This window comes from Pseudomonas sp. Ors-4-3C, from assembly GCF_055755035.1.
Map to the genome: position 1 here is coordinate 5339206 of NZ_CM146900.1, position 24644 is coordinate 5363849.

Consider the following 24644-nt stretch of genomic DNA (forward strand, 5'->3'; position numbering starts at 1 on the left):
GGCGCCGCTGTTCCGTAGCGGTCGCTGTGATATCGTAGCCCATCTTTTTTGCGGGCGAATTCACCCTGGGGAGGGGGTTTCGCCACGTATGTCACCCACGAAATGAAAGGCAGACCTATGCAGCGGCTGTATCGGAAACGCATCGTTCTGGGCGTCGGCGGCGGCATTGCGGCCTACAAGAGCGCCGATCTGGTTCGTCGCCTGATCGACCAGGGCGCCGAAGTGCGCGTGGTCATGACCCATGGCGGCGCCGAGTTCATCACCCCGCTGACCATGCAGGCCCTGTCCGGGCACCCGGTTCACCTCGACTTGCTCGACCCGGCCGCCGAAGCGGCGATGGGCCACATCGAGCTGGCCAAGTGGGCCGATCTGGTATTGATCGCCCCGGCCACCGCCGACCTGATCGCCCGTCTGGCCCAAGGCATCGCCAACGATTTGCTGACCACTTTGGTTCTTGCTACCGATGCCGTAGTAGCCGTCGCGCCGGCGATGAACCAGGCGATGTGGCGCGACCCGGCGACCCAGGCCAACCTGCAACTCCTTGAAAGCCGTGGCCTGAAGACCTTCGGCCCGGCCTCCGGCAGCCAGGCCTGCGGCGACGTCGGCATGGGCCGGATGATGGAAGCCACCGATCTGGCGCAGTGCGCGGCGGATTGCTTTCAGCGTCAGGCCCTGACCGGCAAGCACGTGGTGATCACCGCCGGCCCGACTCAGGAAAACATCGACCCGGTGCGCTACATCACCAACCACAGCTCCGGGAAAATGGGCTTCGCTCTGGCCGAAGCCGCGGTGGAAGCCGGCGCCCGCGTGACCCTGATCAGCGGCCCGGTACACCTGCCGACGCCGGATCGCGTCACGCGCATCGACGTGGTCAGTGCCCGCGACATGCTTGCAGCGTGCGAATCAGCCATCCCGTGCGATGTGTTCATCGCCTCGGCCGCGGTGGCGGACTACCGTCCGGAAGTCGTTGCCCCGCAAAAACTCAAGAAAGACCCTACAAGCGGCGACGGCTTCGTCCTGCAAATGGTGCGTAACCCGGACATCCTGGCCACCATCGCGACCCTTCCCGACCGTCCGTTCAGTGTCGGCTTCGCCGCCGAGACTGAACACCTGCTCGACTACGCTGCACGCAAGCTGAAAGACAAGAATCTCGATTTGATCGTCGCCAACGACGTCGCCAACCCGAGCATCGGTTTCAACAGCGAAGAAAACGCCTGCAGCGTGATCGACCGTGAGCTTCATGCCACTGTTTTCGCCCAGACCAGCAAGAGCAAGATCGCTCGCCAACTGGTCACTTTTATCGCCGAACGTCTGAACCAGGTTTAATTTACATGCACGCTTTGCAAGCCAAGATCCTCGACCCACGCATCGGTACCGAATTCCCGCTGCCGCAATACGCCACCCCAGGCTCCGCCGGCCTCGACCTGCGCGCCATGCTGGAACAGGACATCGTGATCAAGCCGGGTGAAACCGTGCTGATCCCTACCGGTCTGTCGGTCTACATCGGCGACCCGAACCTCGCCGCACTGATCCTGCCGCGCTCGGGCATGGGCCATAAGCACGGCATCGTGCTGGGCAACCTCGTCGGCCTGATCGACTCGGATTATCAAGGACCGCTGATGGTGTCCTGCTGGAACCGTGGCCAGTCCGACTTCACCATGACTGTCGGAGAACGTCTGGCGCAACTGGTGTTGGTACCCGTGGTGCAGGCGCACTTCGAAATGGTTGAAGAGTTCGTCGAAACCGAACGCGGCGCGGGCGGTTTTGGCCATACCGGCACTAAATGATCCACGGGTAATTTCTGTGGCGAGGGAGCTTGCTCCCGCTGGGCTGCGCAGCAGACCCGAAATCTTGTGGGCGCTGCGCCCCAAGCGGGAGCAAGCTCCCTCGCCACAAAATTTGTGCAGCAGGTTTTAGCACCGAAAATCAAGGTTTTGCCGGCCGCAGGCCACGCCAGACAAGGCGTCATGGCCCTTTCACACCACGAACTCTCTGCGGAAAACGCCGTCATACCCTTCAGTTTGAGCCTGCCGCCGAGTGAATCGTCGGTGTGTCCCGCCACTTTCGAGATGGAGCATTTGTGCAGATGAGCACCCCCGCCAAGATCGCCCCGAAGCTTCCCGACAGCATCTTCCGCGCCTATGACATTCGCGGCACCGTGCCGGAATTCCTCAATGCCGAAACCGCTTACTGGATCGGCCGCGCCATCGGCTCGCAGAGCCTGGCCCAGGGTGAGCCGAACGTTTCTGTCGGCCGTGACGGTCGCCTGTCCGGCCCGGAGCTGGTTGCCGAGCTGATCCGTGGTATCGCCGAAAGCGGCTGCCATGTCAGCGATGTCGGCCTGGTCCCGACCCCGGCGCTGTACTACGCGGCCAACGTGCTCGCGGGTAAATCCGGGGTGATGCTCACCGGCAGCCACAACCCGTCGAACTACAACGGCTTCAAGATCGTAATCGCCGGCGACACCCTCGCCAACGAGCAGATCCAGGTGCTGCACGAGCGCATCAAGACCAACGATCTGAGCAGCGGCCAGGGCAGCGTGACCCAGGTCGAAATCCTTGACCGCTACACCACCGAAATCGTCCGGGACGTCAAACTGGCCCGGCGCATGAAAGTCGTGGTCGACTGCGGCAATGGCGCGGCCGGGGTGATCGCTCCGCAACTGATCGAAGCACTGAACTGCGAAGTCATCCCGCTGTTCTGCGAAGTCGACGGCAACTTCCCCAACCACCACCCGGATCCGGGCAAGCCCGAGAACCTCGTCGACCTGATCGCCAAGGTCAAGGAAACCAATGCCGACCTCGGTCTGGCCTTCGACGGTGACGGCGACCGCGTCGGCGTAGTGACTAATACTGGCAGCATCGTCTACCCGGATCGCCTGCTGATGCTGTTCGCCCGCGACGTGGTGGCGCGCAACCCGGACGCGGAAATCATCTTCGACGTCAAATGCACCCGCCGTCTGGTGCCGTTGATCAAGGAATACGGCGGTCGCCCGCTAATGTGGAAGACCGGTCACTCGTTGATCAAAAAGAAAATGAAACAATCCGGTGCTCTATTGGCCGGTGAGATGAGCGGCCACATCTTCTTCAAGGAGCGCTGGTTCGGTTTCGACGACGGCATCTACAGCGCCGCACGGCTGCTGGAGATCCTCAGCAAGGAAAAATCCACCGCGGAAGAACTGTTTGCGACCTTCCCGAACGATATTTCTACGCCGGAAATCAATATCCATGTGACCGAGGAGAGCAAATTCAGCATCATTGATGCACTGCACGACGCACAGTGGGGCCCAGGCGCTGACCTGACCACCATCGACGGCGTGCGGGTCGATTACGCCAAAGGCTGGGGCCTGGTGCGCGCCTCCAACACCACACCGGTGCTGGTGCTGCGCTTCGAGGCCGATGACGAGGCTGAATTGCAGCGCATCAAGGATGTGTTCCACGCCCAATTGAAACGCGTTGCACCTGATCTCCAACTACCGTTCTGATTCACCCGGAGCCCTGAATGACCCTCGAACGCGAAGCCGCCGCCCACACCGCCCAGGTTCTGTCCGAAGCGTTGCCTTACATCCGACGTTATGTCGGCAAGACCTTGGTGATCAAATACGGCGGCAACGCGATGGAAAGCGAGGAGCTGAAAACCGGCTTCGCCCGCGACATCGTCTTGATGAAAGCCGTGGGCATCAACCCGGTCGTGGTTCACGGCGGCGGCCCGCAGATCGGTGATCTGCTCAAGCGTCTGTCGATCGAAAGCCACTTCGTCGATGGCATGCGCGTCACCGACGCCGCGACCATGGACGTGGTGGAAATGGTCCTCGGCGGTCAGGTCAACAAAAGCATCGTCAACCTGATCAACCGTCACGGCGGCAGTGCCATCGGCCTGACCGGTAAAGACGCCGGGCTGATTCGTGCGAAGAAACTGACCGTCACCCGCCAGACCCCGGAGATGACCCAGCCGGAAATCATCGACATCGGTCAGGTCGGTGAAGTGGTCGGGATCAACACCGAACTGCTGAACCTGCTGGTCAAAGGCAACTTCATCCCGGTGATCGCGCCGATCGGCGTCGGTGAGAACGGTGAGTCGTACAACATCAACGCCGACCTCGTGGCCGGTAAAGTCGCCGAGGCGCTGAAAGCCGAGAAGCTGATGCTGCTGACCAACATCGCCGGCCTGATGGACAAGTCGGGCACCGTATTGACCGGCCTGAGCACCCAGCAGGTCGACGACCTGATCGCCGACGGCACCATCTACGGCGGCATGCTGCCGAAGATCCGTTGCGCGCTGGAAGCGGTTCAGGGTGGCGTTGGCAGCTCGCTGATCATCGACGGTCGCGTACCGAACGCAATCCTGCTGGAAATCTTTACCGACACCGGTGTGGGCACACTGATCAGCAATCGCAAGCGTCCGTAAGGCGTCGCGCAAACAAAAAGACCCCGCTCAGCCTGGCTGAGCGGGGTCTTTTTTTGCCTGCGGCCTTCCATCTATTGTGGCGAGGGAGCTTGCTCCCGCTTGAGTGCGCAGCGCTCACAAGCTTTTCGGGTCTGCTACGCAGCCCAGCGGGAGCAAGCTCCCTCGCCACAAAAGCTCATTCCACAGTTCAGACGCCGAACTGGGCGCGATACGCTTCCACGGCGGGCAGATGCTGCTTGAGCTGCGGGTCGTCGGCGAGGAATTCCAGCACCTGGTTCAGCGAAACGATGCTGATCACCGGAATACCGAAATCACGCTCGACTTCCTGGATCGCCGACAATTCGCCGTTGCCACGCTCCTGACGGTTCAGGGCGATCAGCACGCCGGCCGCCTTGGCGCCCTCCTGGGAAGCGATGATCTGCATCACTTCGCGGATCGCGGTGCCGGCGGTGATCACGTCGTCGATGATCAGCACGTCACCGGTCAGCGGCGCACCGACCAGGCTGCCGCCTTCACCGTGGGCCTTGGCTTCCTTGCGGTTGAAGCACCATGGCAGGTCACGGTTGTGGTGTTCGGCCAGCGCGACGGCGGTGGTGGCTGCCAGCGGGATACCTTTGTAGGCCGGGCCAAACAGTACATCGAAGGGAATGCCGCTTTCGGCGATGGCTGCAGCGTAGAAACGCCCCAGCTGCGCCAGGGCCGAACCCGAGTTGAACAGGCCGGCATTGAAGAAGTAGGGACTGGTGCGCCCGGACTTCAGGGTGAACTCACCGAAGCGCAAAACGCCGCGATCGATGGCAAAACGAATGAAATCGCGCTGATACGCTTGCATGAAAAAAACCCCAAATACCACGGATTTAGCTAATTAGCTTGACGCCGTGTATCATACACGCACGCGATTTTTGGGGCCATTTATGCGGATCATCAGTGTGAACGTCAATGGTATTCAGGCTGCAGTCGAGCGTGGTTTGCTCAGTTGGCTGCAGGCACAGAATGCCGACGTCATCTGCCTGCAGGACACCCGTGCCTCCGCCTTTGAACTGGATGACCCAGCCTTCCAACTGGATGGCTACTTCCTTTATGCCTGCGATGCTGAAGTCCCTGCCCAAGGCGGCGTGGCTTTGTATTCGCGGTTGCAACCGAAGGCTGTCATCAGCGGTCTCGGTTTCGAGACGGCCGACCGCTACGGGCGCTACCTGCAAGCAGATTTCGACAAAGTCAGTATTGCCACCTTGCTGCTTCCTTCGGGGATGAACGGCGATGAGGACTTGAACCAGAAGTTCAAGCTCATGGACGACTTCGGCAAGTACCTGGACAAGCAGCGGCGTAAACGTCGCGAGTACATTTATTGTGGCTCGCTGTACGTTGCGCAGCAGAAGCTCGACATCAAGAACTGGCGCGACAGCCAGCAATCCCCGGGCTTCCTGGCGCCAGAACGCGCCTGGATGGACGAGATTGTCGGCAACATGGGCTACGTCGATGCCCTGCGCGAAGTCAGCCGCGAAGGCGACCAGTACAGCTGGTGGCCGGACAACGAACAGGCCGAGATGCTGAATCTGGGCTGGCGCTTCGACTACCAGCTGCTGACCCCGGGCCTGCGCCGCTTCGTACGCAGCGCACGCCTGCCGCGTCAGCCACGGTTCTCGCAGCACGCGCCGCTGATCGTCGACTACGACTGGACGCTGACCATCTGAGCGTCGATCCGTGAATGCAAAAAAGCCGACATTGCTGTCGGCTTTTTTGTGGGTAACTGCTTTTCAAATGTGGGAGCGGGCTTGCTCGCGAAGGCGTCGTGTCAGCCACCTACTCGTTGACGGATACACCGTCTTCGCGAGCAAGCCCGCTCCCACAAGGGAAATCGTCGCTGGTTATTATTTGATCAGTCGCCAGGTGAATGGATAACGGTAGGGAAAGCCTTCGTTCGCCTTCACCCCGGCAATGATCGTCAGCACCAATGCCCCGATGGCCAGCAGCCCCAGCAAGAAGAAGCCGATGATCAACACCATCAGCAGCAGACAGATCGCGGCAGCAATCGCCACGGTGATCTGAAAATTCAGCGCTTCCTTGCCCTGAGCGTCGATGAACGGATCGGTTTCGCGCTTCATCTGCCACAGGATCAGCGGCCCGATCAGGTTGCCGAACGGAATCCAGATCCCCAGCAAGGCGGACAAGTGACAAAACATCGCCCATTGGCGAACCTCCTGGCTCGGCTTAGGCAGCAACTCTTGCTCATCACTCATCGCGTCCTCCTTGCGGGTTACGAACCTGCTCAGTCGGCCAGTGCGGCCTTTTGCAGTTCGAAGATTTCGTTCATGCCTTTCTTGGCCAGTTCCAGCATGGCGTTCAGATCTTCCGGCTGGAACGGCGCGCCTTCGGCGGTGCCCTGAACTTCGATGAAGCCACCAGTGCTGGTCATCACCACGTTGAGGTCGGTCTCGGCGGCGGAATCTTCAAGATAGTCCAGATCCAGCACCGGCTCGCCCTGATACATACCGACCGACACGGCGCCGATCATTTGCTTGAGCGGGTCGCCGCCTTTCAGGCCGCCGCGCTTCTTGATCACTTTCAACGCATCGACCAGTGCCACCATCGCGCCGGTGATGGACGCGGTGCGGGTGCCGCCGTCAGCCTGGATCACGTCGCAGTCGACGTACAGGGTGACGTCGCCCAGCTTGGACATGTCCAGCGCAGCGCGCAGGGAACGACCGATCAGACGCTGGATTTCCAGAGTGCGGCCGCCCTGCTTGCCACGGCTCGCTTCACGCTGATTACGCTCGCCAGTGGCGCGCGGCAGCATGCCGTACTCGGCGGTCAACCAGCCCTGGCCTTGCCCTTTGAGGAAGCGCGGCACGCCGTTTTCGACGCTGACGGTGCAGATGACCTTGGTATCACCGAATTCGACCAGTACGGATCCCTCGGCGTGTTTGGTGTAGTTGCGGGTAATGCGGATCGAGCGAAGCTGATCGGCAGCGCGACCACTTGGACGTTTCATAGGGAATACCTGTACTGGGGACGGAAAACTGCCGAGCATTATAGAGCGCTGCACCGCGCCTGGGCACGGGTTAAAAATTCCGACCGTCGACCCAGAGGCCTGAAACGCGCATAACCGACGGCCTGCAGCCCTTTGTCACACCGTGTGTTTGGGCGCATCCGCCGCACTGCGCTACAATCCTGCGCCTTTGCTGCCAGTCGGCTTAAATTCATTGATATCGAGCCTGCGGAACATCCCTTCTGCGCCGATCTGCATTGCGAGGTCACCGCCATGGTGCACAGCATGACCGCCTTCGCCCGCGTCGAAAAAGCCGGCGTCCAGGGCACCCTGAGCTGGGAGCTGCGCTCGGTCAACAGCCGCTATCTCGAACCGCACCTGCGCCTGCCGGAGTCGTTCCGCGACCTTGAGGGCGCGGTGCGTGAAGCCCTGCGTCAGGGCCTGTCGCGGGGCAAACTGGAATGCACCCTGCGCTTCACCGAAGAAAGCACCGGCAAACCGTTGCAGGTCGACCGAGAGCGCGCCGCGCAACTGGTCGCCGCCGCCGAAACCGTTGCCGGCCTGATCAAGAACCCGGCGGCGCTGAACCCGCTGGAAGTGCTGGCCTGGCCAGGCGTGCTGGTGGCCGACGCGACCGATCCGCAAGCCCTGAACGCCGAGGCGCTGGCCCTGTTCAATCAAGGCCTGAAAGAACTCAAGGCCGGCCGCGAGCGCGAAGGCGCGGAGCTGGCACGCCTGATCAACGAGCGCCTGACTTCAATTGAAGAGGATGTCGTGACCTTGCGCGAACTGGTGCCGCACATGCTCGCGACCCAGCGCCAGAAAGTCCTCGACCGCTTCACCGACATGAAGGCCGAACTGGATCCGCAGCGTCTGGAACAGGAAATGGTCATCCTCGCGCAAAAGAGCGATGTGGCCGAAGAACTGGATCGCCTGAGCACGCACATCATCGAAGTTCGCCGGGTGCTCAAGTCCGGCGGTGCCGCCGGCCGGCGCCTGGACTTCCTGATGCAGGAACTCAACCGCGAAGCCAACACACTGGGCTCCAAGGCCTTCGACCCGCGCAGCACCCAGGCCGCCGTCAACCTCAAGGTGTTGATCGAGCAGATGCGTGAACAAGTGCAGAATATTGAGTAAGGCAACAGACATGACCCACAGCACCGGCACCCTGTACATCATTTCCGCCCCATCGGGTGCGGGCAAGAGCAGCCTGGTCAAGGCTTTGACCGATGCCAATCCGGAGATCCGCGTCTCGATCTCCCATACCACCCGCGCCATGCGTCCGGGTGAAGTGGACGGCGTGAACTATCACTTCGTGACCCGCGAAGAGTTCGTGAAAATGGGCGAGCACGGCGACTTCCTCGAACGCGCCGAAGTCTTCGGCAACTTCTACGGCACCTCGCAAAGCCGCTTGCAGCAGACGCTGGACGAAGGTCACGACCTGATTCTGGAAATCGACTGGCAAGGCGCCGAGCAAGTGCGCAAGCTGATGCCGCAGGCACGCTCGATTTTCATCCTGCCGCCGTCGCTTCAGGCCCTGCACCAGCGCCTGACCAACCGCGGTCAGGACAGCGACGAGATCATCGACGGCCGGATGCGCGAAGCCGTCAGCGAGATGAGCCACTATGTCGAGTACGACTACCTGATCATCAACGACGATTTCGCCCATGCACTGGACGATCTGAAGGCGATTTTCCGCGCCAACCAGCTGCAACAGAAACGTCAGCAGGTACGTTTTGGCAAATTGCTGGCCGAACTGCTGGGTTAATCAGCACTTCCCAAAACCGCTGCAAGGGCTTTACATTGGTGCTTGCAGCGCGTTGAAGGGTCTGGTCAAAAAATCAGCGCTTCCCTAATCGCTGGTGATTTTTTAAACTGCTCAGTCCGCTCGCCCAACCGGGCAGCGCGCATATTGCATTCGCTCCGAGGAATACCATGGCCCGCGTAACCGTTGAAGACTGCCTAGAACACGTGGAAAACCGCTTTGAGCTGGTCATGCTCTCTACCAAGCGTGCCCGTCAACTGGCCACCGGCGGCAAAGAGCCACTGGTCCAGTGGGAAAACGACAAGCCTACCGTTGTCGCCCTGCGTGAAATCGCTGAAGGCCTGATGAGCTACGAGTTCATCGCCGAGCAGGAAATCGTCCACGAAGACCCGGTCTTCGCTGCGTTCGAGGACGAGTCCAACGAGGCCGTCTAAGCCTATGCCTGGTCGACGTAGCACGGCGCGGGAACACAGCCTACGGCAGGAGTCATCATGCCGAGCATAGACGCCCTCGCCGATCGCTTATCGACCTACCTCGGCAACGACCAGGTCAACCTGGTCCGCCGAGCGTATTTCTACGCCGAACAAGCCCATGATGGTCAGCGCCGTCGCAGCGGCGAGGCGTACGTCACGCATCCTCTTGCGGTGGCGAATATTCTTGCCGACATGCACATGGACCATCAGAGCCTGATGGCCGCGATGCTGCATGACGTGATCGAAGACACCGGTATCGCCAAAGAGGCGCTGCAAGCGCAGTTCGGTGAAACCGTGGCCGAACTGGTCGACGGGGTCAGCAAACTGACCCAGATGAACTTCGAGACCAAGGCCGAAGCCCAGGCCGAAAACTTCCAGAAAATGGCCATGGCCATGGCGCGCGACATTCGCGTGATCCTGGTCAAACTCGCCGACCGCCTGCACAACATGCGCACGCTGGAAGTGCTGTCCGGGGAAAAACGCCGCCGGATCGCCAAGGAAACCCTCGAAATCTACGCGCCCATCGCCAACCGGCTGGGCATGCACGCGATTCGTATCGAATTCGAAGACCTCGGCTTCAAGGCGATGCACCCGATGCGTTCCGCGCGGATCTACCAGGCGGTCAAGCGCGCCCGGGGCAACCGCAAGGAAATCGTCAACAAGATCGAAGAGTCCCTCGGCCACTGCCTCGCGATCGACGGCATTCAGGGCGAAGTCAGCGGGCGCCAGAAACACCTCTACGGCATCTACAAGAAAATGCGCGGCAAGCGTCGGGCCTTCAACGAGATCATGGACGTCTATGCGTTCCGGATCATCGTCGACAAGGTCGATACCTGCTACCGCGTGCTGGGTGCTGTGCATAATTTGTACAAACCGTTGCCGGGGCGCTTCAAGGATTACATCGCGATCCCCAAGGCCAACGGCTATCAGTCGCTGCACACCACACTGTTCGGCATGCACGGCGTACCGATCGAGATCCAGATCCGCACCCGCGAAATGGAAGAGATGGCCAACAACGGCATTGCCGCCCATTGGCTGTACAAATCCAGCGGTGACGAGCAGCCGAAAGGCACTCACGCCCGCGCCCGTCAGTGGGTCAAAGGTGTGCTGGAAATGCAGCAACGTGCCGGCAACTCGCTGGAATTCATCGAGAGCGTGAAGATCGACCTGTTCCCGGACGAGGTCTACGTGTTCACGCCCAAAGGCCGGATCATGGAGCTGCCCAAAGGCTCCACGGCGGTCGACTTTGCCTATGCGGTGCACACCGACGTCGGCAACAGCTGCATTGCCTGCCGGATCAACCGCCGTCTCGCACCGCTGTCCGAACCGCTGCAAAGCGGCTCCACGGTCGAGATCGTCAGCGCGCCAGGCGCGCGGCCGAACCCGGCGTGGCTCAACTTCGTGGTCACCGGCAAGGCACGCACGCACATCCGCCACGCGCTGAAACTGCAACGCCGCTCCGAGTCCATCAGCCTCGGCGAACGCCTGCTGAACAAGGTGCTCAACGGTTTCGACAGCTCGCTGGAGAAGATCCCGGCCGAGCGCGTCACGGCCATGCTTACCGAGTACCGCCTCGAACTGATCGAAGATTTGCTCGAAGACATCGGCCTGGGCAATCGCATGGCCTATGTCGTGGCGCGCCGTCTGCTCGGCGAAGGTGAACAGTTGCCAAGTCCGGAAGGTCCGCTGGCGATTCGCGGCACCGAAGGTCTGGTGCTCAGTTACGCCAAGTGCTGCACGCCGATCCCGGGCGACCCGATTGTCGGCCATCTGTCGGCGGGCAAAGGCATGGTCGTGCACCTGGACAACTGCCGCAACATCAGCGAAATCCGGCACAACCCGGAAAAATGCATCCAGCTCTCGTGGGCCAAGGATGTCACCGGCGAATTCAACGTCGAGCTGCGCGTCGAGCTGGAACACCAGCGCGGCCTGATCGCCCTGCTGGCCAGCAGCGTCAACGCGGCCGACGGCAATATCGAGAAAATCAGCATGGACGAGCGCGATGGCCGCATCAGCGTCGTCCAGCTGGTGGTCAGCGTCCACGACCGTGTGCACCTGGCCCGCGTGATCAAGAAACTGCGCGCCCTGACCGGGGTCATCCGCATCACCCGCATGCGTGCCTAACTCACACCTAACAAGGAGTCATACATGACCAAGACTGTTATCACCAGCGACAAGGCCCCAGCCGCCATCGGTACCTACTCCCAGGCGATCAAGGCCGGCAACACTGTCTACATGTCGGGCCAGATTCCTCTGGACCCAAAAACCATGGAACTGGTTGAAGGCTTCGAAGCCCAGACCGTCCAGGTGTTCGAGAACCTCAAAGCTGTGGCTGAAGCCGCTGGTGGTTCGTTCAAGGACATCGTCAAGCTGAACATTTTCCTCACCGACCTGAGCCACTTCGCCAAGGTCAACGAGATCATGGGCAAGTACTTCGACCAGCCGTACCCGGCCCGCGCCGCCATCGGCGTTGCTGCCCTGCCGAAGGGTTCGCAAGTCGAAATGGATGCCATCCTGGTCATCGAGTAATGCACACGGCGCAGCCCTCACACGCTGCGCCGACTGCTCTGCGGTAAAGAAAAGGTTTTGAAAGGATTCCACCATGCGCAAAGCGCTTGCTCTCTCGCTGCTCGCCATTTTCCTCGGCGGCTGTGCCAGCGACCCCGCCGACCGTGACATCAGCGGCACCTGGATCAACCAGGTGGCGATCGATGCTGCTGCCAAGGGCGGCCCCCTGCGCGAAGCGCTTCAGGCCTATGGCCCGAACCTGGAGTGGGACGTCAACACCAAGGCCGGTCAGGCCCGCTACACCAACGGCTTCGAGAACGTCGAAGGACGGCTGCAGGGCGAACAGTCCGGCGCCTGGAAAGTCGACTTCTATGGCAGCTCCGGCAGTGAGCTGAAACGTGACGGCGGCCGGATGAAACAAGCCGCCACCGAGAACGAACCCGACCAGTTGTTCGACCGCGCACAAATCCCCGTGCCGGAAGGCGCGCCAATCGGCGCCAGCTTCGAGCGCGCACTGTATTCGGCCTACCTGGGCGGCAGCTGGAAGATTGCCAGCGGCGACGGCGAAGGCGGCACCGTGCAGTTCCAGGCCGACGGCCAGGTGTCCGGTCTGCCCGGCGCCGACCGCTATGCCCTGTGCCTGGCAGGCGACTGTGCCTCGATGAACAGCGACCACGACAGCATGTGGCTGCAACTCAACGGCCAGGGCAACAACTGGATCTTTGCCCGCAAGGGCAAGGCGCTGGAGATTTTCCAGGCAGTGAATACCGCACTGGCAGATGAAATGCCGCAGTTCACCCCGGGTGAACGCAAGTGGTTGCTTGAGAAGCAGTAACCGCGCCTGAGAGCAACACGTAACCCTGTGGGAGCGGGCTTGCTCGCGAAGGGGGTGTGTCAGTCGACATCAATGTTGCCTGACACACCCTCTTCGCGAGCAAGCCCGCTCCCACAGTGGTTTGTGGCGTTAGAAGGTCAGCATTTGCCTTCAAGAATCGCCGCATAGCCTTCGCGGTAGCTTGGATACTTCGGCGTCCAGCCCAGCGCCTTCGCCCGGGCATTGCTGCAGCGCTTGCTGCCGGTGCGACGTACGCTGGCGTCTTCCGCCCACTCGGTAACCCCCAGATAGTCCCGCAGCCAGGCGACCACCTCGGCCAGCGGCGCCGGCGCATCGTCCACACCGATATAGATATCCTGCAATGGCTCGCCCCGGTGAGCCGCCTGCAGCAGAAACGCCATCAGACCTGCCGCGTCATCGGCGTGAATGCGATTGCCGTACAGCGGCGGCTCGACCGCCACCCGATAACCGCGACGCACCTGGGTCAACAGCCATTCACGACCCGGGCCGTAAATGCCGGTCAGACGCACAATGCTCGCCGGGATGCCGCTGTTCAGCGCCACTTGCTCGGCCTCAAGCATCAGTCGCCCGGAATAGCCGCTGGCGACAGTCTCTGAGTTCTCGTCGACCCACTCCCCTTCCTGCTGCCCGTACACACTGCTGCTGGAAACGAACAGCAGCCGCTCAGGGGTCTGCCCATAGTCGTCCAGCCAGCTCAGCACGTTCTGCAAACCCTGCACGTAAGCCGCACGATAACCGGCCTCATCGTGATCGGTTGCCGCTGCGCAATACACCAGGTAATCCACCGCCCCGACCGGCCAGGTCTCTGGGCAATCTTCCTTGAACAAGTCACCGGCCACGCCGATGACGCCGTCCGGCAAACGCGAAACATCACGGCGCAGACCATGCACCTCCCAGCCGGCGGCCAACAATTGCGTAGCCAGACGACTGCCGACGTCACCACAACCGGCAATCAAAACAGAAGGCGCAGACATCAAAAAACTCCCAAACGAAAGGAACAGACTAGCCCTCGCAAAGGACGAACGGCTAGCAATGAAGGAAAAAAAGAAACTCTATTACTTTTGTTAACAAGAATTACTTGCAATAATGCACCCCACTTTTGTTCTCGGCCTCACGAGGCCTGGAAGAGCATCACCGTTTTTCTACCTCAGGTCCGGCCAGCATGACACGTAATCAAATCCCCGCTTCGCCAACCAAACGACCTCGCGCCTTCAGCGCGGTGGCGGCCCTGCTGCTCAGCCTGATGCTGGCACCGACCGCTGCTTTCGCTGACGCACAAGCGCCAGCCGCTCCGGCTGCCACCGAACAGCACGCCCCTGCTGCCGCCGCGCCAGCCGCCACCGACCCGGTACAGGCTGTAGACGCCAGCGCAGCAGACGCGCCTGAAGTGCTCGAACCCGACAACACCCTGGGCATGGCCCACGACCTGTCGCCATGGGGCATGTACCAGAACGCCGACATCATCGTGAAAATCGTGATGATCGGTCTGGCAATTGCTTCCATCATCACCTGGACCATCTGGATCGCCAAAGGCTTCGAGCTGATGGGCGCCAAGCGTCGTCTGCGGGGTGAAATCGCTGCGCTGAAGAAAGCCGCGACCCTCAAGGAAGCCAGCGCCACCGCAGCTAAAGAAGGCACCCTGGCCAACCTGCTGGTGCACGACGCGCTCGATGAGATGCGCCTGTCGGTCAACAGCCGCGAGAAAGAAGGCATCAAGGAGCGCGTCAGCTTCCGTCTTGAGCGTCTGGTCGCTGCCTGTGGCCGTAACATGAGCAGCGGCACCGGCGTCCTCGCCACCATCGGTTCCACCGCGCCGTTCGTCGGCCTGTTCGGTACCGTGTGGGGCATCATGAACAGCTTCATCGGCATCGCCAAGACCCAGACCACCAACCTCGCCGTCGTGGCGCCGGGCATTGCCGAAGCGCTGCTGGCCACCGCGCTGGGTCTGGTTGCTGCGATTCCTGCGGTGGTGATCTACAACGTGTTCGCCCGCTCCATCGCCGGCTACAAGGCGCAGGTGTCCGACGCTTCGGCGCAGGTTCTGCTGCTGGTCAGCCGTGACCTCGACCACCAGCCTGAGCGCAGCAGCTCGCAACCGCACATGGTGAAAGTGGGGTAATCGGCCATGGGCCTGCATTTGAAAGAAGGCGCAGACGACGATCTGGCCGAGAACCACGAAATCAACGTCACGCCGTTCATCGACGTGATGCTGGTACTGCTGATCATCTTCATGGTGGCCGCGCCGCTGGCCACCGTGGACATCAAAGTCGATCTGCCGGCCTCGACCGCCAAACCGGCGCCGCGCCCGGAGAAACCGGTGTTCCTCAGCGTAAAAGCTGATCAGCGTCTGTACATCGGCGACGACGAAGTCAACGCCGAAACCCTTGGTGCCGTCCTCGACGCCAAGACCCAGGGCAAGAAAGACACCACCATCTTCTTCCAGGCCGACAAGGGCGTGGACTACGGCGACTTGATGAGCGTGATGGATAAATTGCGCTCGGCCGGTTACTTGAAGGTCGGTCTGGTGGGCCTCGAGAGCGCAGCCAAGAAATGATCACGACGCGCCATAAGCTGACGCGTTACAGCGGTAGCCTGGCCGTGGTGCTGGGCGTTCACGCGCTGGCCATCGCGCTGGCGCTGAACTGGACCGCCCGCCCGCCCATCGAACTGCCGCCGCAGGCAATGGTGGTCGAGCTGGCACCGGTTCCGGCCCCGCCACCGCCTGCTCCGCCGAAAGTCGTCACACCGCCGCAGCCACCGGCTCCGGTTGAAGAGCTGCCGATTCCGAAACTGGCTGAAGCACCCAAGGCCGAGATTGCCGTACCGAAGCCGAAACCCAAGCCAAAGCCGAAACCGCAGCCACCCAAACCGGTCGAGAAAAAACCGGAACCCGTGAAGGAAAAACCTTCCGAGGAAAAACCGGCCGACACGCAACCGACCCAGGCACCGACGGAGAAATCCGCCCAGCCGGCACCGGGCCCGTCGCCCGCACAATTGGCCGCCAAGGCCAGTTGGCAAGGCACCCTGCTCGCGCACTTGGCCAAGTACAAAAAGTACCCGCAAAGCGCACAGGCACGGGGCAAGGAAGGCCTGAACCGTCTGCGTTTCGTGGTGGATGCCGAAGGTAATGTGCTGTCGTTCGAACTGGTGGGCCGCTCCGGCAATGCCGATCTGGACCGGGCTACCCTGGAAATGATCCGCCGCGCCCAACCGCTGCCCAAGCCACCGGCGGACATGTTGACCAACGGCTCGATCGAAATTGTCGCGCCGTTTGTGTACTCCCTCGAGAGACGCCGCTGATCCAATGTGGGAGCGGGCTTGCTCGCGAAAGCGTCATGTCAGTCGACATCAATGGTTCTGACACACCGCATTCGCGAGCAAGCCCGCTCCCACAGGGGTTATGTATCGACAGTGGGATCGAGAAGGCACCGAAAGGTGCCTTTTGCCTATCTGGCAACGGCAAACTCACATTGCCCGGTGTCGCATTCCTCACTCAGTCTGATAACGTGCGTCTATCGATTGCAGCCGTTATGCTTGGCCCGCAACTTCATGGACGCTTGCTATGACTCTCACAGAATTACGCTACATCGTTACCCTCGCCCAAGAGCAGCACTTCGGCCACGCCGCCGAGCGTTGCCACGTCAGTCAGCCGACCCTGTCGGTGGGCGTGAAAAAACTTGAAGACGAACTCGGTGTGCTGATTTTCGAGCGCAGCAAAAGCGCCGTGCGCCTGACTCCGGTCGGCGAAGGCATCGTCGCCCAGGCGCAGAAAGTCCTGGAGCAGGCCCAAGGCATCCGTGAACTGGCCCAGGCAGGCAAGAACCAGCTGACCGCCCCGCTGAAAGTCGGCGCGATCTACACCGTCGGGCCGTACCTGTTCCCGCACCTGATTCCGCAACTGCACCGGGTCGCCCCGCAGATGCCGTTGTACATCGAAGAAAATTTCACCCACGTGCTGCGCGACAAACTGCGCAACGGCGAACTCGACGCGATCATCATCGCCCTGCCGTTCAACGAAGCCGACGTGCTGACCCTGCCGCTGTACGACGAGCCGTTCTACGTCTTGATGCCGGCCCAGCACCCGTGGACGCAAAAGGAATCCATCGACGCTGCCCTGCTCAACGACAAGAGCCTGCTGCTGCTCGGCGAAGGCCACTGCTTCCGCGACCAGGTGCTTGAGGCCTGCCCGACCCTGACCAAGGGCAACGACGGCGCCAAGCACACCACGGTGGAATCCAGTTCGCTGGAAACCATCCGCCACATGGTCGCGTCCGGTCTGGGCATCTCGATCCTGCCGCTGTCGGCGGTGGACAGCCACCACTACGCCCCCGGCGTGATCGAAGTGCGTCCACTGTCGGCGCCGGTGCCGTTCCGCACCGTGGCGATTGCCTGGCGCGCGAGCTTCCCGCGGCCGAAAGCCATCGAAATCCTCGCCGACTCCGTTCGCCTGTGCTCGGTGGCCAAGCCCGCCGCACCGGTTACGGCCGGTTAAGCCAGGGTCATGACCGAGCTGTCGCAAGTGTCAGTGACGGCACTCAAGGGTGTCGGCGAAGCCATGGCCGAGAAACTGGCCAAGGTCGGCCTGGAAAACCTCCAGGACGTGTTGTTTCACCTGCCGCTGCGTTATCAGGATCGCACTCGCGTGGTGCCGATCGGCCACTTGCGACCGGGCCAGGACGCCGTGGTCGAAGGCACCGTCAGCGGCGCCGACGTGGTCATGGGCCGGCGTCGCAGCCTGGTGGTGCGCATGCAGGACGGCACCGGCGGGCTGAGCCTGCGCTTCTACCATTTCAGCAACGCGCAGAAAGAAGGCCTCAAGCGCGGCACGCGGATTCGCTGCTACGGCGAAGTACGGCCCGGCGCTTCGGGGCTGGAAATCTACCACCCGGAATACCGCGCCATCACCGGTGACGAACCGCCGCCCGTGGATGAAACCCTGACCCCGGTCTACCCGCTCACCGAAGGCCTGACCCAACAGCGCCTGCGCCAGTTGTGCATGCAGACCCTGACGCTGCTCAAGCCAAACACCCTGCCCGACTGGCTGCCGACCGAACTGGCCCGCGACTACCAACTGGCGCCGCTGGCCGACGCGATCCGCTACCTGCACAACCCGCCCGCCGACGCCGATGTCGATGAGCTGGCCCTCGGTCATCACTGGGCCCAGCATCGGCTGGCCTTCGAAGAACTGCTGACCCATCAACTGTCGCAACAACGTCTGCGCGAGAGCATGCGTTCGCTACGCGCGCCGGCGATGCCGAAGGCGAAAAAGCTGCCACCGAAATACCTGGCCAACCTCGGCTTCAACCCGACCGGCGCCCAGCAACGCGTCGGCAACGAAATCGCCTACGACCTCAGCCAGCACGAACCGATGCTGCGGCTGATTCAGGGCGATGTTGGCGCGGGCAAAACCGTGGTCGCCGCCCTCGCGGCGCTGCAAGCACTGGAGGCCGGTTATCAGGTCGCACTGATGGCGCCGACCGAGATCCTTGCCGAGCAACACTTCATCACTTTCAAGCGCTGGCTCGAACCGCTGGGCATTGAAGTCGCGTGGCTGGCCGGCAAGCTCAAGGGCAAGAATCGCGTCACCGCGCTGGAACAGATCGCCAGCGGCACGCCGATGGTGGTCGGCACCCACGCGCTGTTCCAGGACGAAGTGCAGTTCAAAAATCTGGCACTGGTGATCATCGACGAACAACACCGCTTCGGCGTGCAGCAGCGCCTGGCGCTGCGGCAGAAAGGCGTCGGCGGGCGCATGTGTCCGCACCAACTGATCATGACCGCCACGCCGATCCCGCGCACGCTGGCGATGAGCGCCTACGCCGACCTCGACACCTCGATCCTCGACGAACTGCCGCCCGGGCGCACCCCGGTCAACACCGTGCTGGTCACCGACACCCGTCGCGTCGAAGTCATCGAACGGGTGCGCAGCGCCTGCGCCGAAGGGCGTCAGGCCTATTGGGTGTGCACCCTGATCGAAGAGTCGGAAGAGCTGACCTGCCAGGCCGCCGAAACCACGTTCGAAGACCTCACTGCCGCCCTCGGCGAGCTGAAAGTCGGGCTGATTCACGGGCGCATGAAGCCCGCCGAAAAAGCGGCGGTCATGGCCGAATTCAAGGCCGGCAACCTGCAACTGCTGGTCGCCACCACCGTGATCGAAGTCGGCGTGGACGTGCCCAACGCCAGCCTGATGATCATCGAAAACCCTGAGCGTCTGGGCCTCGCGCAGTTGCACCAATTGCGCGGCCGCGTCGGCCGGGGCAGCGCGGTCAGCCATTGCGTGCTGCTCTACCATCCGCCGCTGTCGCAGATCGGCCGCCAGCGCCTGGGCATCATGCGCGAGACCAACGACGGTTTCGTCATCGCCGAAAAAGACCTCGAACTGCGCGGCCCCGGCGAAATGCTCGGCACGCGCCAGACCGGTCTGCTGCAATTCAAGGTCGCCGACCTGATGCGCGACGCCGATCTGCTGCCCGCCGTACGCGATGCCGCACAAGCTTTGCTCGAGCGCTGGCCGACTCACGTCAGCCCATTGCTCGACCGCTGGTTGCGCCACGGGCAGCAATACGGCCAAGTGTGAGCACCGTCGCAGTTTGTGCAGGATCGTTCCTACAGAGCTGGTTATACTCCTGCCATTGTTTCAAAAACGGATACACACCATGACCGAAGCCGCTCTCGCCCCCGAACTCCCGCACGCTCCGTCCGTCATTCGGCTGCTGCTGGGCAAGCTGGGCATCGCTTACGAAGAAGTGCTCGACCACCACGGCCTCAATGCTTCGCGCAAGGTACAAGCCGTATTGCTGGACGATGCTGTGGGCGCGCTGATGGTGCTGTTTCCGCAGAGCCAGTTGCTCGACCTCAATCGCCTCGCCGAACTCACTGGCCGACGCCTGACCGCCGTGTCCACCGAGCGCCTGGAAAAGATGCTCGGCAAACATAGCCTGAGCCTGCTGCCGGGCCTGCCGGCGCTGACCAGCTCGCCGTGTCTCTACGAAGAAAGCCTGCTGCGTGAGCCGAAGCTGCTGATCAACTCCGGCGAGCCGGGCCTGCTGCTGGAAATCGCCAGCGAAGACTTCAAGAGCATGCTGACCAAGGCCAGCGCCGCCAATTTCGGCGAAGCCCTGAGCAGCATCCGCCCGAACCTCGACCGCCCGGACGATGACCGCGAGGAAATCACCCAGGCTGTGCAGGCGTTCACTGCACGCCGGATTCAGCAGCGTCTGGAAGCGACCATCGAGATTCCACCGCTGGCCGAAACCGCGCAAAAAATCATCAAGTTGCGCGTCGACCCCAACGCCACCATCGACGACATCACCGGCGTGGTCGAAACCGATCCGGCGCTGGCTGCACAAGTGGTGAGCTGGGCCGCATCGCCGTACTACGCGTCGCCGGGCAAAATCCGTTCCGTGGAAGACGCGATCGTTCGCGTGCTCGGTTTCGATCTGGTGATCAACCTCGCCCTGGGCCTGGCCCTCGGCAAGACCCTGAGCCTGCCCAAAGATCACCCGCAACACACCACGCCGTACTGGCAGCAGTCGATCTACACCGCCGCCGTCATCGAAGGCCTGACCCGCGCCATGCCGCGCGCCCAGCGCCCGGAAGCCGGCCTGACGTATCTGGCCGGTCTGCTGCACAACTTCGGTTACCTGCTGCTGGCCCACGTGTTCCCGCCGCACTTCTCGCTGATCTGCCGTCACCTGGAGGTCAACCCGCACCTGTGCCACAGCTACATCGAGCAGCACCTGTTGGGCATCAGCCGCGAACAGATCGGCTCGTGGCTGATGCGCTACTGGGACATGCCCGATGAACTGGCCACCGCCCTGCGCTTCCAGCACGACCCAAGCTACGACGGCGCCTACGCCGAATACCCGAATCTCGTCTGCCTGGCCGTACGCCTGCTGCGCAGCCGCGGCATCGGCTCCGGCCCCGACGAAGACATCCCCGACGCCCTGCTCGAACGCGTCGGCCTGACCCGCGACAAGGCCAATGATGTGGTCAGCAAAGTCCTCGAAGCCGAAGTCCTGCTGCGCGAACTGGCCTCGCAGTTCAGCCAGGCCTGAAGGCAAACAGGCCCGCTCCCCCAGGATTTATACAAATCCCTGTGGGAGCGAGCCTGCTCGCGAAGAATCCAACTCGGTTTCCTGGATGTACTGAACCCCTGTGGCGAGGGAGCTTGTCGAATCGTCGCACCGTCCCGCTCGACTGCGCAGCAGTCGCAAAACCAGCCAACAAGATATGCCTGACACAACAAGGCCTCAGGGTTTAGGGCCGCTCCGCAGCCCAGCGGGAGCAAGCTCCCTCGCCACAAAAGCTCTTCTGATCAAGACTCGGCTCAAGCCTTAGGCTTGGCCTTCCTCGGCTTCAAATACTTCATCAATCCCTGAAACCACATCACCAGCGCCGGATTACCCTTCAGCTGGATCGACTTGTCCTGAATCCCCTGCATAAACGCCAGCTGCTTGTTCTTCGCCTGCATCGTGGCAAAGGCATAACCCGCATCCTTGAACGCAATCGCAAACGCCGGCTCCGCCACCACCCCAGACTTGCTGGTAACGCGCTGATTCTTCACCACGAAATGCCGCGCCACTTTCCCGTCCAGCGTCTGCAGCTGAAACACCAGATCCTTGTCACCCAACTGCTGCTGGAATGCAGGATTTGTCCGGCTGGCCTTACCCATCAACAAACCCATCATCCACAGAAGAAAACGAAATTTCATGCGCACAGCCTCAAAAGGAAAATGAACGGCCGGGGCAGTGTAAGGGATTCAGACGATAACGCCACTATCTGCCTCTAATGGAAGATGATGCAGCCCATTTCCCGCACGATGACTGCCAAGTCACGCCTCAGCACCTACCGTCCTACACCTGTTGAAACACATCCCTGTAGGAGCTGCCGAAGGCTGCGATCTTTTGATCTTCCGGCCTGCAAACCTATGGGAAATTTCCTGCAAAGTGCCGCGATACCTATGAACTAGGCAGGTTGGCAGTTCGTCGATAGCCTCTGTGTGTCGCCGCCAAATCGGCGACTCGGACGTGCAAGTCCGGTTCAGGTGCACATTCGTTGATGGCATTTCGCCGAGCGTTTTCCTATGCTCGCGGATCGTTATGGCGGCTGTGCGTCGGAGACCTTCGGGTCTGCCGGCCACCTGGACCGGTCTTGCACACCAACGCACAGCTGCCACCTCTTTCGAAGTGCAAAGCGAATAGGTGTCGGCCTCACAACTCCAGGAAGCTGCACCATGATCAAACCAACACCCAATCCCCCCGAAACCCCAGACATATCGCCCTACGAATCGCTGGAATCCAAGAAATTCCACGAAGCCGCCGAACGCGCCCTCGACCACCACTTCAAACCGCGCACCGAATCCCAACCCAAACGCGAAACCGGCCTCTTCAGCCTCACCCCCGGCACCGACGCCGAAGCCCTCATGGCCAACGCCTCCGAAGACCTCCTGTCCATCAGCGCCATCGCCTGCGACCTCGCCGACGACCTCCACGGCTCCCGCCGCTCGGTCGCGCTGGCCCTGAGCAGAATGGCGGATGGGGTGCGATTGATGGTGGAAGGGACGCTCGACCATATTGAAGTGCGAAACCTGGCGGCCAAGTCGTAGCGGGATTTGCGAATGAAAAAAGGGGACGTTAAGTCCCCTTTCTGCACCTATCGGTAAAAAATCCAGACACAAAAAAACTGCCAATCAGGCAGCTTTTTCGAGAATCCGAAACCTTCAGCCGGCCAGTCGACCGACAGGCTCGAAATCACTGCCTTTGGACAGTGCGACATCCAGAAAGCGGCTGCGCTTACCGGAACGTTTGGCCAAAACCTCACGAGCTTCGGCCTGGAACCGGGCAGCCATCATAGGCTTGGGTTCATGTTTGGACTTTTTCATGGAAACCTCTCGGGTCTCGAAATTTGACTGGATAGTATTACCGCTCAACCCCAATAACAAGCCGGCCCGTCGGATCAAAGCCAAACCCTAAACTCTCATACAATGGTATAGCAGCGGCGGCTGGTTCTTGAACTTCAATTTCCGTACAACCTATTAAGATCGCGTAGTTTTCAATCGCGGTTAGCGCCAAAGCAGCCACGGTGCCTCGCAACGGATGAGATCTGTCCGGCTTGCCCTCCAGAATCACAATCTTGATGCACAGCTTGCTCTTGCGAGGCGAGGCATAACACAACCCACATAATTCCCGGTCGAACCAAAGCGAGACATCAAAGCCTCGGATGTCAGCCTGCTTCCATTGATGCACGTCATGCCATGGGTATAGCGTAGCCTCATCCCCCCACAGATCGGCGGCTTCGATGGCAGCAAGAGTAATGGGCTCATATCGAATTTGAGTTGTATCAATACCTCTGGTTATGAGGTTCTGGTTCTCGCGCGCCAGGGCTTCCGCTGCCTTACGCGCCTCAGATCTCCAGATCTGGTAGCGATACCCGTTCCCTCGACTCTTGGACATGGACAACCACTGGCAATTTTCAAGGTCGAGAGAGTAACGGCGTTTGAAAGCTTTTGAACATCAACAGAAATACCCTGACATTGATTATCTGGTCCGAGCAATCCGCGGCCTCTAGCTTCAGCCGCCTACGCCATCGCCCAACGGCAGGACGACACCAACACCACTTCAACACCGCCACATTGCATAACATCGCGCTGGGTGTAGGCGTCCTTCCGGAGCGGCGAAAGCTGGAAGCGAAAGCAGCAGCGCAAGGCTGCCCGCCAAATAACGATGACTTATGAAGACATCCTTTTCGCCGTTAACCGACCTGCTGTTTAGTCATGCACTTTGCATAGCCGTCGGCGAACTTGGCATCGAATGACAGCTCCACTGGGTCCTCCAGTTCCGCCGAGGTGTTGAGCAATACCCGAGTGGCCGGGGTGTATTTGATCCAGCCGATGGTGCCGGTACCGTCGGTGTCAAAGAGCAACTTCGCACGCACCACTTCGCCGTCATCTTCATCAATCAGCAAGTTGACCTTGTCCTTGCTGACATAGCGAAACGGGAAATTGCTGCTCCTGACCATTTCGGTGAGATAGCCATAGCAATTCGCTGCCTCGGCGGATGCCGGGATGGCGCAGATAAGTGGCAAGAGTAAAAGAGCATTCGGCGTGAGCCGAATGGAAAAACGGTTCATCCAATCATCCTTAATCAAGCGGCGGCGATTACAAGTCTTTGAACATCAGCAATCGGAACTCGTTGTTCACAAACTCGTAGTAGCGAGTCCTGTAGCGGGTTTCCAGCTCATTGCCCTGTGCGTCTTCTTCAGTATCGGCGGAAATGCCGGAAACGATGAGCATGCGACTATCGGGCTGGTAGACAATGCCGAAGGTGCTGCCGTCGTAGGCATTCGGCAGACCACCAACGACTTCCCCAGTCTGGGCGTCCAGCACTTCGCCGCAAATGGCGTTGCCGCCGCAGCCGAGCCTGTGCAGGATGTAATGGCCGGCGAAGTTGACCTTGCCTTTCAGGGCTTGTGCCCGCGCTTGGTCCATCATTGGGCTGCTGTTTTCTTGCGGCACCAGCTTATGGTTGGGGCCGGTGAAAACTGGCGTGACGGTGTAATCCTTGAAGGTTGGATCTGCAGCGAAGGCCATGGCGGTTGAAATTGCCAAGAGACTGCCCGCTACCAGTGACAGCCAGTTCATACGCA

Annotated in this window: 26 protein-coding genes and 1 pseudogene; 18 read left to right on the plus strand and 9 right to left on the minus strand. The window is 61.0% G+C overall.

Translation table 11 applies throughout. The features are described 5' to 3' along the window. Positions 1 to 117 precede the first annotated feature (117 nt). The 4 genes and pseudogenes from coaBC to argB all read left to right on the plus strand — a co-directional run bounded on the left by coaBC (position 118) and on the right by argB (position 4407). Complete coding sequence (gene coaBC / locus ACVHNU_RS24230; protein ID WP_473020097.1) at positions 118 to 1326, plus strand: bifunctional phosphopantothenoylcysteine decarboxylase/phosphopantothenate--cysteine ligase CoaBC; 1209 nt, start codon at positions 118 to 120, stop codon at positions 1324 to 1326. Positions 1327 to 1331: 5 nt separating this feature from the next. After that, positions 1332 to 1787: a dUTP diphosphatase gene (gene dut, locus ACVHNU_RS24235; protein WP_003229483.1), complete on the plus strand. Its 456-nt coding sequence runs from the start codon at positions 1332 to 1334 to the stop codon at positions 1785 to 1787. A gap of 320 nt (positions 1788 to 2107) precedes the next feature. Next, positions 2108 to 3484 (plus strand): annotated as a pseudogene (locus ACVHNU_RS24240) (phosphomannomutase/phosphoglucomutase); the annotation flags it as partial. Between the two features lie 17 nt (positions 3485 to 3501). After that, complete coding sequence (gene argB / locus ACVHNU_RS24245; RefSeq protein WP_003229488.1) at positions 3502 to 4407, plus strand: acetylglutamate kinase; 906 nt, start codon at positions 3502 to 3504, stop codon at positions 4405 to 4407. 187 nt (positions 4408 to 4594) lie between these two features. Here the strand turns inward: argB and pyrE are convergent, their stop codons facing one another. Further along, positions 4595 to 5239 carry an orotate phosphoribosyltransferase gene (gene pyrE / locus ACVHNU_RS24250; protein WP_103369702.1) on the minus strand — a complete coding sequence of 215 codons (645 nt, stop codon included), beginning with the start codon at positions 5237 to 5239 and terminating at the stop codon, positions 4595 to 4597. Between the two features lie 82 nt (positions 5240 to 5321). Between pyrE and ACVHNU_RS24255 the strand changes: the two genes are divergently transcribed. After that, a complete protein-coding gene (locus ACVHNU_RS24255) occupies positions 5322 to 6101 on the plus strand; it encodes an exodeoxyribonuclease III (RefSeq protein WP_003229491.1) in 780 nt (259 codons plus the stop codon). 177 nt (positions 6102 to 6278) lie between these two features. Here ACVHNU_RS24255 and ACVHNU_RS24260 read toward each other — a convergent pair whose 3' ends face one another. Together ACVHNU_RS24260 and rph are read right to left on the minus strand one after the other, a co-directional pair. Continuing rightward, positions 6279 to 6647: a DUF4870 domain-containing protein gene (locus ACVHNU_RS24260; RefSeq protein WP_003229492.1), complete on the minus strand. Its 369-nt coding sequence runs from the start codon at positions 6645 to 6647 to the stop codon at positions 6279 to 6281. A gap of 29 nt (positions 6648 to 6676) precedes the next feature. Then, positions 6677 to 7399: a ribonuclease PH gene (gene rph, locus ACVHNU_RS24265; protein ID WP_027610407.1), complete on the minus strand. Its 723-nt coding sequence runs from the start codon at positions 7397 to 7399 to the stop codon at positions 6677 to 6679. Between the two features lie 270 nt (positions 7400 to 7669). Between rph and ACVHNU_RS24270 the strand changes: the two genes are divergently transcribed. The 6 genes from ACVHNU_RS24270 (at position 7670) to ACVHNU_RS24295 (ending at position 12977) form a co-directional block, all read left to right on the plus strand. After that, positions 7670 to 8533 (plus strand): YicC/YloC family endoribonuclease, encoded by an 864-nt coding sequence (locus ACVHNU_RS24270; protein WP_003229497.1) that lies wholly within the window; start codon positions 7670 to 7672, stop codon positions 8531 to 8533. A gap of 10 nt (positions 8534 to 8543) precedes the next feature. Beyond that, complete coding sequence (gene gmk, locus ACVHNU_RS24275; protein ID WP_003229498.1) at positions 8544 to 9164, plus strand: guanylate kinase; 621 nt, start codon at positions 8544 to 8546, stop codon at positions 9162 to 9164. Positions 9165 to 9331: 167 nt separating this feature from the next. Further along, complete coding sequence (gene rpoZ, locus ACVHNU_RS24280) at positions 9332 to 9595, plus strand: DNA-directed RNA polymerase subunit omega (RefSeq protein WP_003229503.1); 264 nt, start codon at positions 9332 to 9334, stop codon at positions 9593 to 9595. A gap of 57 nt (positions 9596 to 9652) precedes the next feature. After that, a complete protein-coding gene (gene spoT, locus ACVHNU_RS24285) occupies positions 9653 to 11758 on the plus strand; it encodes a bifunctional GTP diphosphokinase/guanosine-3',5'-bis pyrophosphate 3'-pyrophosphohydrolase (RefSeq protein WP_003229505.1) in 2106 nt (701 codons plus the stop codon). 24 nt (positions 11759 to 11782) lie between these two features. Further along, on the plus strand, positions 11783 to 12163 hold the full coding sequence (locus ACVHNU_RS24290; protein WP_003229509.1) for a RidA family protein: 381 nt from the start codon (positions 11783 to 11785) through the stop codon (positions 12161 to 12163). 73 nt (positions 12164 to 12236) lie between these two features. Continuing rightward, positions 12237 to 12977, plus strand: coding sequence for a putative periplasmic lipoprotein (locus ACVHNU_RS24295; RefSeq protein ID WP_003229511.1), 741 nt, complete (start codon positions 12237 to 12239; stop codon positions 12975 to 12977). A gap of 137 nt (positions 12978 to 13114) precedes the next feature. Here the strand turns inward: ACVHNU_RS24295 and ACVHNU_RS24300 are convergent, their stop codons facing one another. Continuing rightward, positions 13115 to 13972 carry an SDR family oxidoreductase gene (locus ACVHNU_RS24300; protein WP_473018442.1) on the minus strand — a complete coding sequence of 286 codons (858 nt, stop codon included), beginning with the start codon at positions 13970 to 13972 and terminating at the stop codon, positions 13115 to 13117. 188 nt (positions 13973 to 14160) lie between these two features. On the opposite strand from ACVHNU_RS24300, the gene exbB reads away from it, so the two are divergent. The 6 genes from exbB (at position 14161) to ACVHNU_RS24330 (ending at position 21055) form a co-directional block, all read left to right on the plus strand. Beyond that, positions 14161 to 15117, plus strand: a complete 957-nt coding sequence (exbB, locus tag ACVHNU_RS24305; protein WP_473018443.1) for a tonB-system energizer ExbB — start codon at positions 14161 to 14163, stop codon at positions 15115 to 15117. A 6-nt stretch (positions 15118 to 15123) separates the two neighbouring features. Further along, a complete protein-coding gene (gene exbD / locus ACVHNU_RS24310; protein WP_103483727.1) occupies positions 15124 to 15552 on the plus strand; it encodes a TonB system transport protein ExbD in 429 nt (142 codons plus the stop codon). Further along, entirely contained in the window at positions 15549 to 16298 is a 750-nt protein-coding gene (locus ACVHNU_RS24315) for an energy transducer TonB family protein (RefSeq protein ID WP_103483728.1), read from the plus strand. Before exbD ends, ACVHNU_RS24315 begins: the two co-directional genes overlap by 4 nt. A 262-nt stretch (positions 16299 to 16560) precedes the next feature. Further along, entirely contained in the window at positions 16561 to 17490 is a 930-nt protein-coding gene (locus ACVHNU_RS24320) for a hydrogen peroxide-inducible genes activator (RefSeq protein ID WP_027610401.1), read from the plus strand. Between the two features lie 9 nt (positions 17491 to 17499). Continuing rightward, entirely contained in the window at positions 17500 to 19575 is a 2076-nt protein-coding gene (recG, locus tag ACVHNU_RS24325) for an ATP-dependent DNA helicase RecG (RefSeq protein ID WP_003229518.1), read from the plus strand. A 79-nt stretch (positions 19576 to 19654) separates the two neighbouring features. After that, positions 19655 to 21055, plus strand: a complete 1401-nt coding sequence (locus tag ACVHNU_RS24330) for an aminoacyl-tRNA deacylase and HDOD domain-containing protein (RefSeq protein WP_103520508.1) — start codon at positions 19655 to 19657, stop codon at positions 21053 to 21055. Positions 21056 to 21327: 272 nt separating this feature from the next. Here ACVHNU_RS24330 and ACVHNU_RS24335 read toward each other — a convergent pair whose 3' ends face one another. Beyond that, the gene (locus tag ACVHNU_RS24335) at positions 21328 to 21711 is read right to left on the minus strand and encodes a helicase (protein WP_003229522.1); all 384 of its coding nucleotides are present in this window, start codon (positions 21709 to 21711) and stop codon (positions 21328 to 21330) included. A 522-nt stretch (positions 21712 to 22233) separates the two neighbouring features. Here ACVHNU_RS24335 and ACVHNU_RS24340 point away from each other — a divergent pair. Further along, positions 22234 to 22605 (plus strand): DUF6124 family protein, encoded by a 372-nt coding sequence (locus tag ACVHNU_RS24340; protein WP_027610398.1) that lies wholly within the window; start codon positions 22234 to 22236, stop codon positions 22603 to 22605. Between the two features lie 114 nt (positions 22606 to 22719). Here the strand turns inward: ACVHNU_RS24340 and ACVHNU_RS24345 are convergent, their stop codons facing one another. From ACVHNU_RS24345 to ACVHNU_RS24360, 4 genes are all read right to left on the minus strand, one after another. After that, positions 22720 to 22881 carry a hypothetical protein gene (locus tag ACVHNU_RS24345; RefSeq protein ID WP_177434699.1) on the minus strand — a complete coding sequence of 54 codons (162 nt, stop codon included), beginning with the start codon at positions 22879 to 22881 and terminating at the stop codon, positions 22720 to 22722. A gap of 37 nt (positions 22882 to 22918) precedes the next feature. Then, positions 22919 to 23452, minus strand: coding sequence for an N-acetyltransferase (locus ACVHNU_RS24350; protein WP_064589829.1), 534 nt, complete (start codon positions 23450 to 23452; stop codon positions 22919 to 22921). A 298-nt stretch (positions 23453 to 23750) separates the two neighbouring features. Beyond that, complete coding sequence (locus ACVHNU_RS24355) at positions 23751 to 24128, minus strand: hypothetical protein (protein ID WP_473018444.1); 378 nt, start codon at positions 24126 to 24128, stop codon at positions 23751 to 23753. 28 nt (positions 24129 to 24156) lie between these two features. Further along, positions 24157 to 24639, minus strand: coding sequence for a hypothetical protein (locus ACVHNU_RS24360; protein WP_103520509.1), 483 nt, complete (start codon positions 24637 to 24639; stop codon positions 24157 to 24159). Positions 24640 to 24644: the final 5 nt, after the last annotated feature.

Excerpts from the sequence above, each read along its gene's own strand:
- recG (WP_003229518.1), top strand. The coding sequence starts at position 17,500 with ATGACCGAGCTGTCGCAAGTGTCAGTGACGGCACTCAAGGGTGTCGGC.
- ACVHNU_RS24330 (WP_103520508.1), top strand. The coding sequence starts at position 19,655 with ATGACCGAAGCCGCTCTCGCCCCCGAACTCCCGCACGCTCCGTCCGTC.
- argB (WP_003229488.1), top strand. The coding sequence starts at position 3,502 with ATGACCCTCGAACGCGAAGCCGCCGCCCACACCGCCCAGGTTCTGTCC.
- ACVHNU_RS24315 (WP_103483728.1), top strand. The coding sequence starts at position 15,549 with ATGATCACGACGCGCCATAAGCTGACGCGTTACAGCGGTAGCCTGGCC.
- ACVHNU_RS24335 (WP_003229522.1), bottom strand. The coding sequence starts at position 21,711 with ATGAAATTTCGTTTTCTTCTGTGGATGATGGGTTTGTTGATGGGTAAG.
- rph (WP_027610407.1), bottom strand. The coding sequence starts at position 7,399 with ATGAAACGTCCAAGTGGTCGCGCTGCCGATCAGCTTCGCTCGATCCGC.
- rpoZ (WP_003229503.1), top strand. The coding sequence starts at position 9,332 with ATGGCCCGCGTAACCGTTGAAGACTGCCTAGAACACGTGGAAAACCGC.
- ACVHNU_RS24320 (WP_027610401.1), top strand. The coding sequence starts at position 16,561 with ATGACTCTCACAGAATTACGCTACATCGTTACCCTCGCCCAAGAGCAG.
- ACVHNU_RS24345 (WP_177434699.1), bottom strand. The coding sequence starts at position 22,881 with ATGAAAAAGTCCAAACATGAACCCAAGCCTATGATGGCTGCCCGGTTC.
- ACVHNU_RS24355 (WP_473018444.1), bottom strand. The coding sequence starts at position 24,128 with ATGAACCGTTTTTCCATTCGGCTCACGCCGAATGCTCTTTTACTCTTG.
- pyrE (WP_103369702.1), bottom strand. The coding sequence starts at position 5,239 with ATGCAAGCGTATCAGCGCGATTTCATTCGTTTTGCCATCGATCGCGGC.
- dut (WP_003229483.1), top strand. The coding sequence starts at position 1,332 with ATGCACGCTTTGCAAGCCAAGATCCTCGACCCACGCATCGGTACCGAA.
- ACVHNU_RS24360 (WP_103520509.1), bottom strand. The coding sequence starts at position 24,639 with ATGAACTGGCTGTCACTGGTAGCGGGCAGTCTCTTGGCAATTTCAACC.
- gmk (WP_003229498.1), top strand. The coding sequence starts at position 8,544 with ATGACCCACAGCACCGGCACCCTGTACATCATTTCCGCCCCATCGGGT.
- ACVHNU_RS24350 (WP_064589829.1), bottom strand. The coding sequence starts at position 23,452 with ATGTCCAAGAGTCGAGGGAACGGGTATCGCTACCAGATCTGGAGATCT.
- ACVHNU_RS24340 (WP_027610398.1), top strand. The coding sequence starts at position 22,234 with ATGATCAAACCAACACCCAATCCCCCCGAAACCCCAGACATATCGCCC.
- ACVHNU_RS24300 (WP_473018442.1), bottom strand. The coding sequence starts at position 13,972 with ATGTCTGCGCCTTCTGTTTTGATTGCCGGTTGTGGTGACGTCGGCAGT.
- spoT (WP_003229505.1), top strand. The coding sequence starts at position 9,653 with ATGCCGAGCATAGACGCCCTCGCCGATCGCTTATCGACCTACCTCGGC.
- ACVHNU_RS24290 (WP_003229509.1), top strand. The coding sequence starts at position 11,783 with ATGACCAAGACTGTTATCACCAGCGACAAGGCCCCAGCCGCCATCGGT.
- ACVHNU_RS24255 (WP_003229491.1), top strand. The coding sequence starts at position 5,322 with ATGCGGATCATCAGTGTGAACGTCAATGGTATTCAGGCTGCAGTCGAG.
- exbD (WP_103483727.1), top strand. The coding sequence starts at position 15,124 with ATGGGCCTGCATTTGAAAGAAGGCGCAGACGACGATCTGGCCGAGAAC.
- exbB (WP_473018443.1), top strand. The coding sequence starts at position 14,161 with ATGACACGTAATCAAATCCCCGCTTCGCCAACCAAACGACCTCGCGCC.
- ACVHNU_RS24270 (WP_003229497.1), top strand. The coding sequence starts at position 7,670 with ATGGTGCACAGCATGACCGCCTTCGCCCGCGTCGAAAAAGCCGGCGTC.
- ACVHNU_RS24260 (WP_003229492.1), bottom strand. The coding sequence starts at position 6,647 with ATGAGTGATGAGCAAGAGTTGCTGCCTAAGCCGAGCCAGGAGGTTCGC.
- ACVHNU_RS24295 (WP_003229511.1), top strand. The coding sequence starts at position 12,237 with ATGCGCAAAGCGCTTGCTCTCTCGCTGCTCGCCATTTTCCTCGGCGGC.
- coaBC (WP_473020097.1), top strand. The coding sequence starts at position 118 with ATGCAGCGGCTGTATCGGAAACGCATCGTTCTGGGCGTCGGCGGCGGC.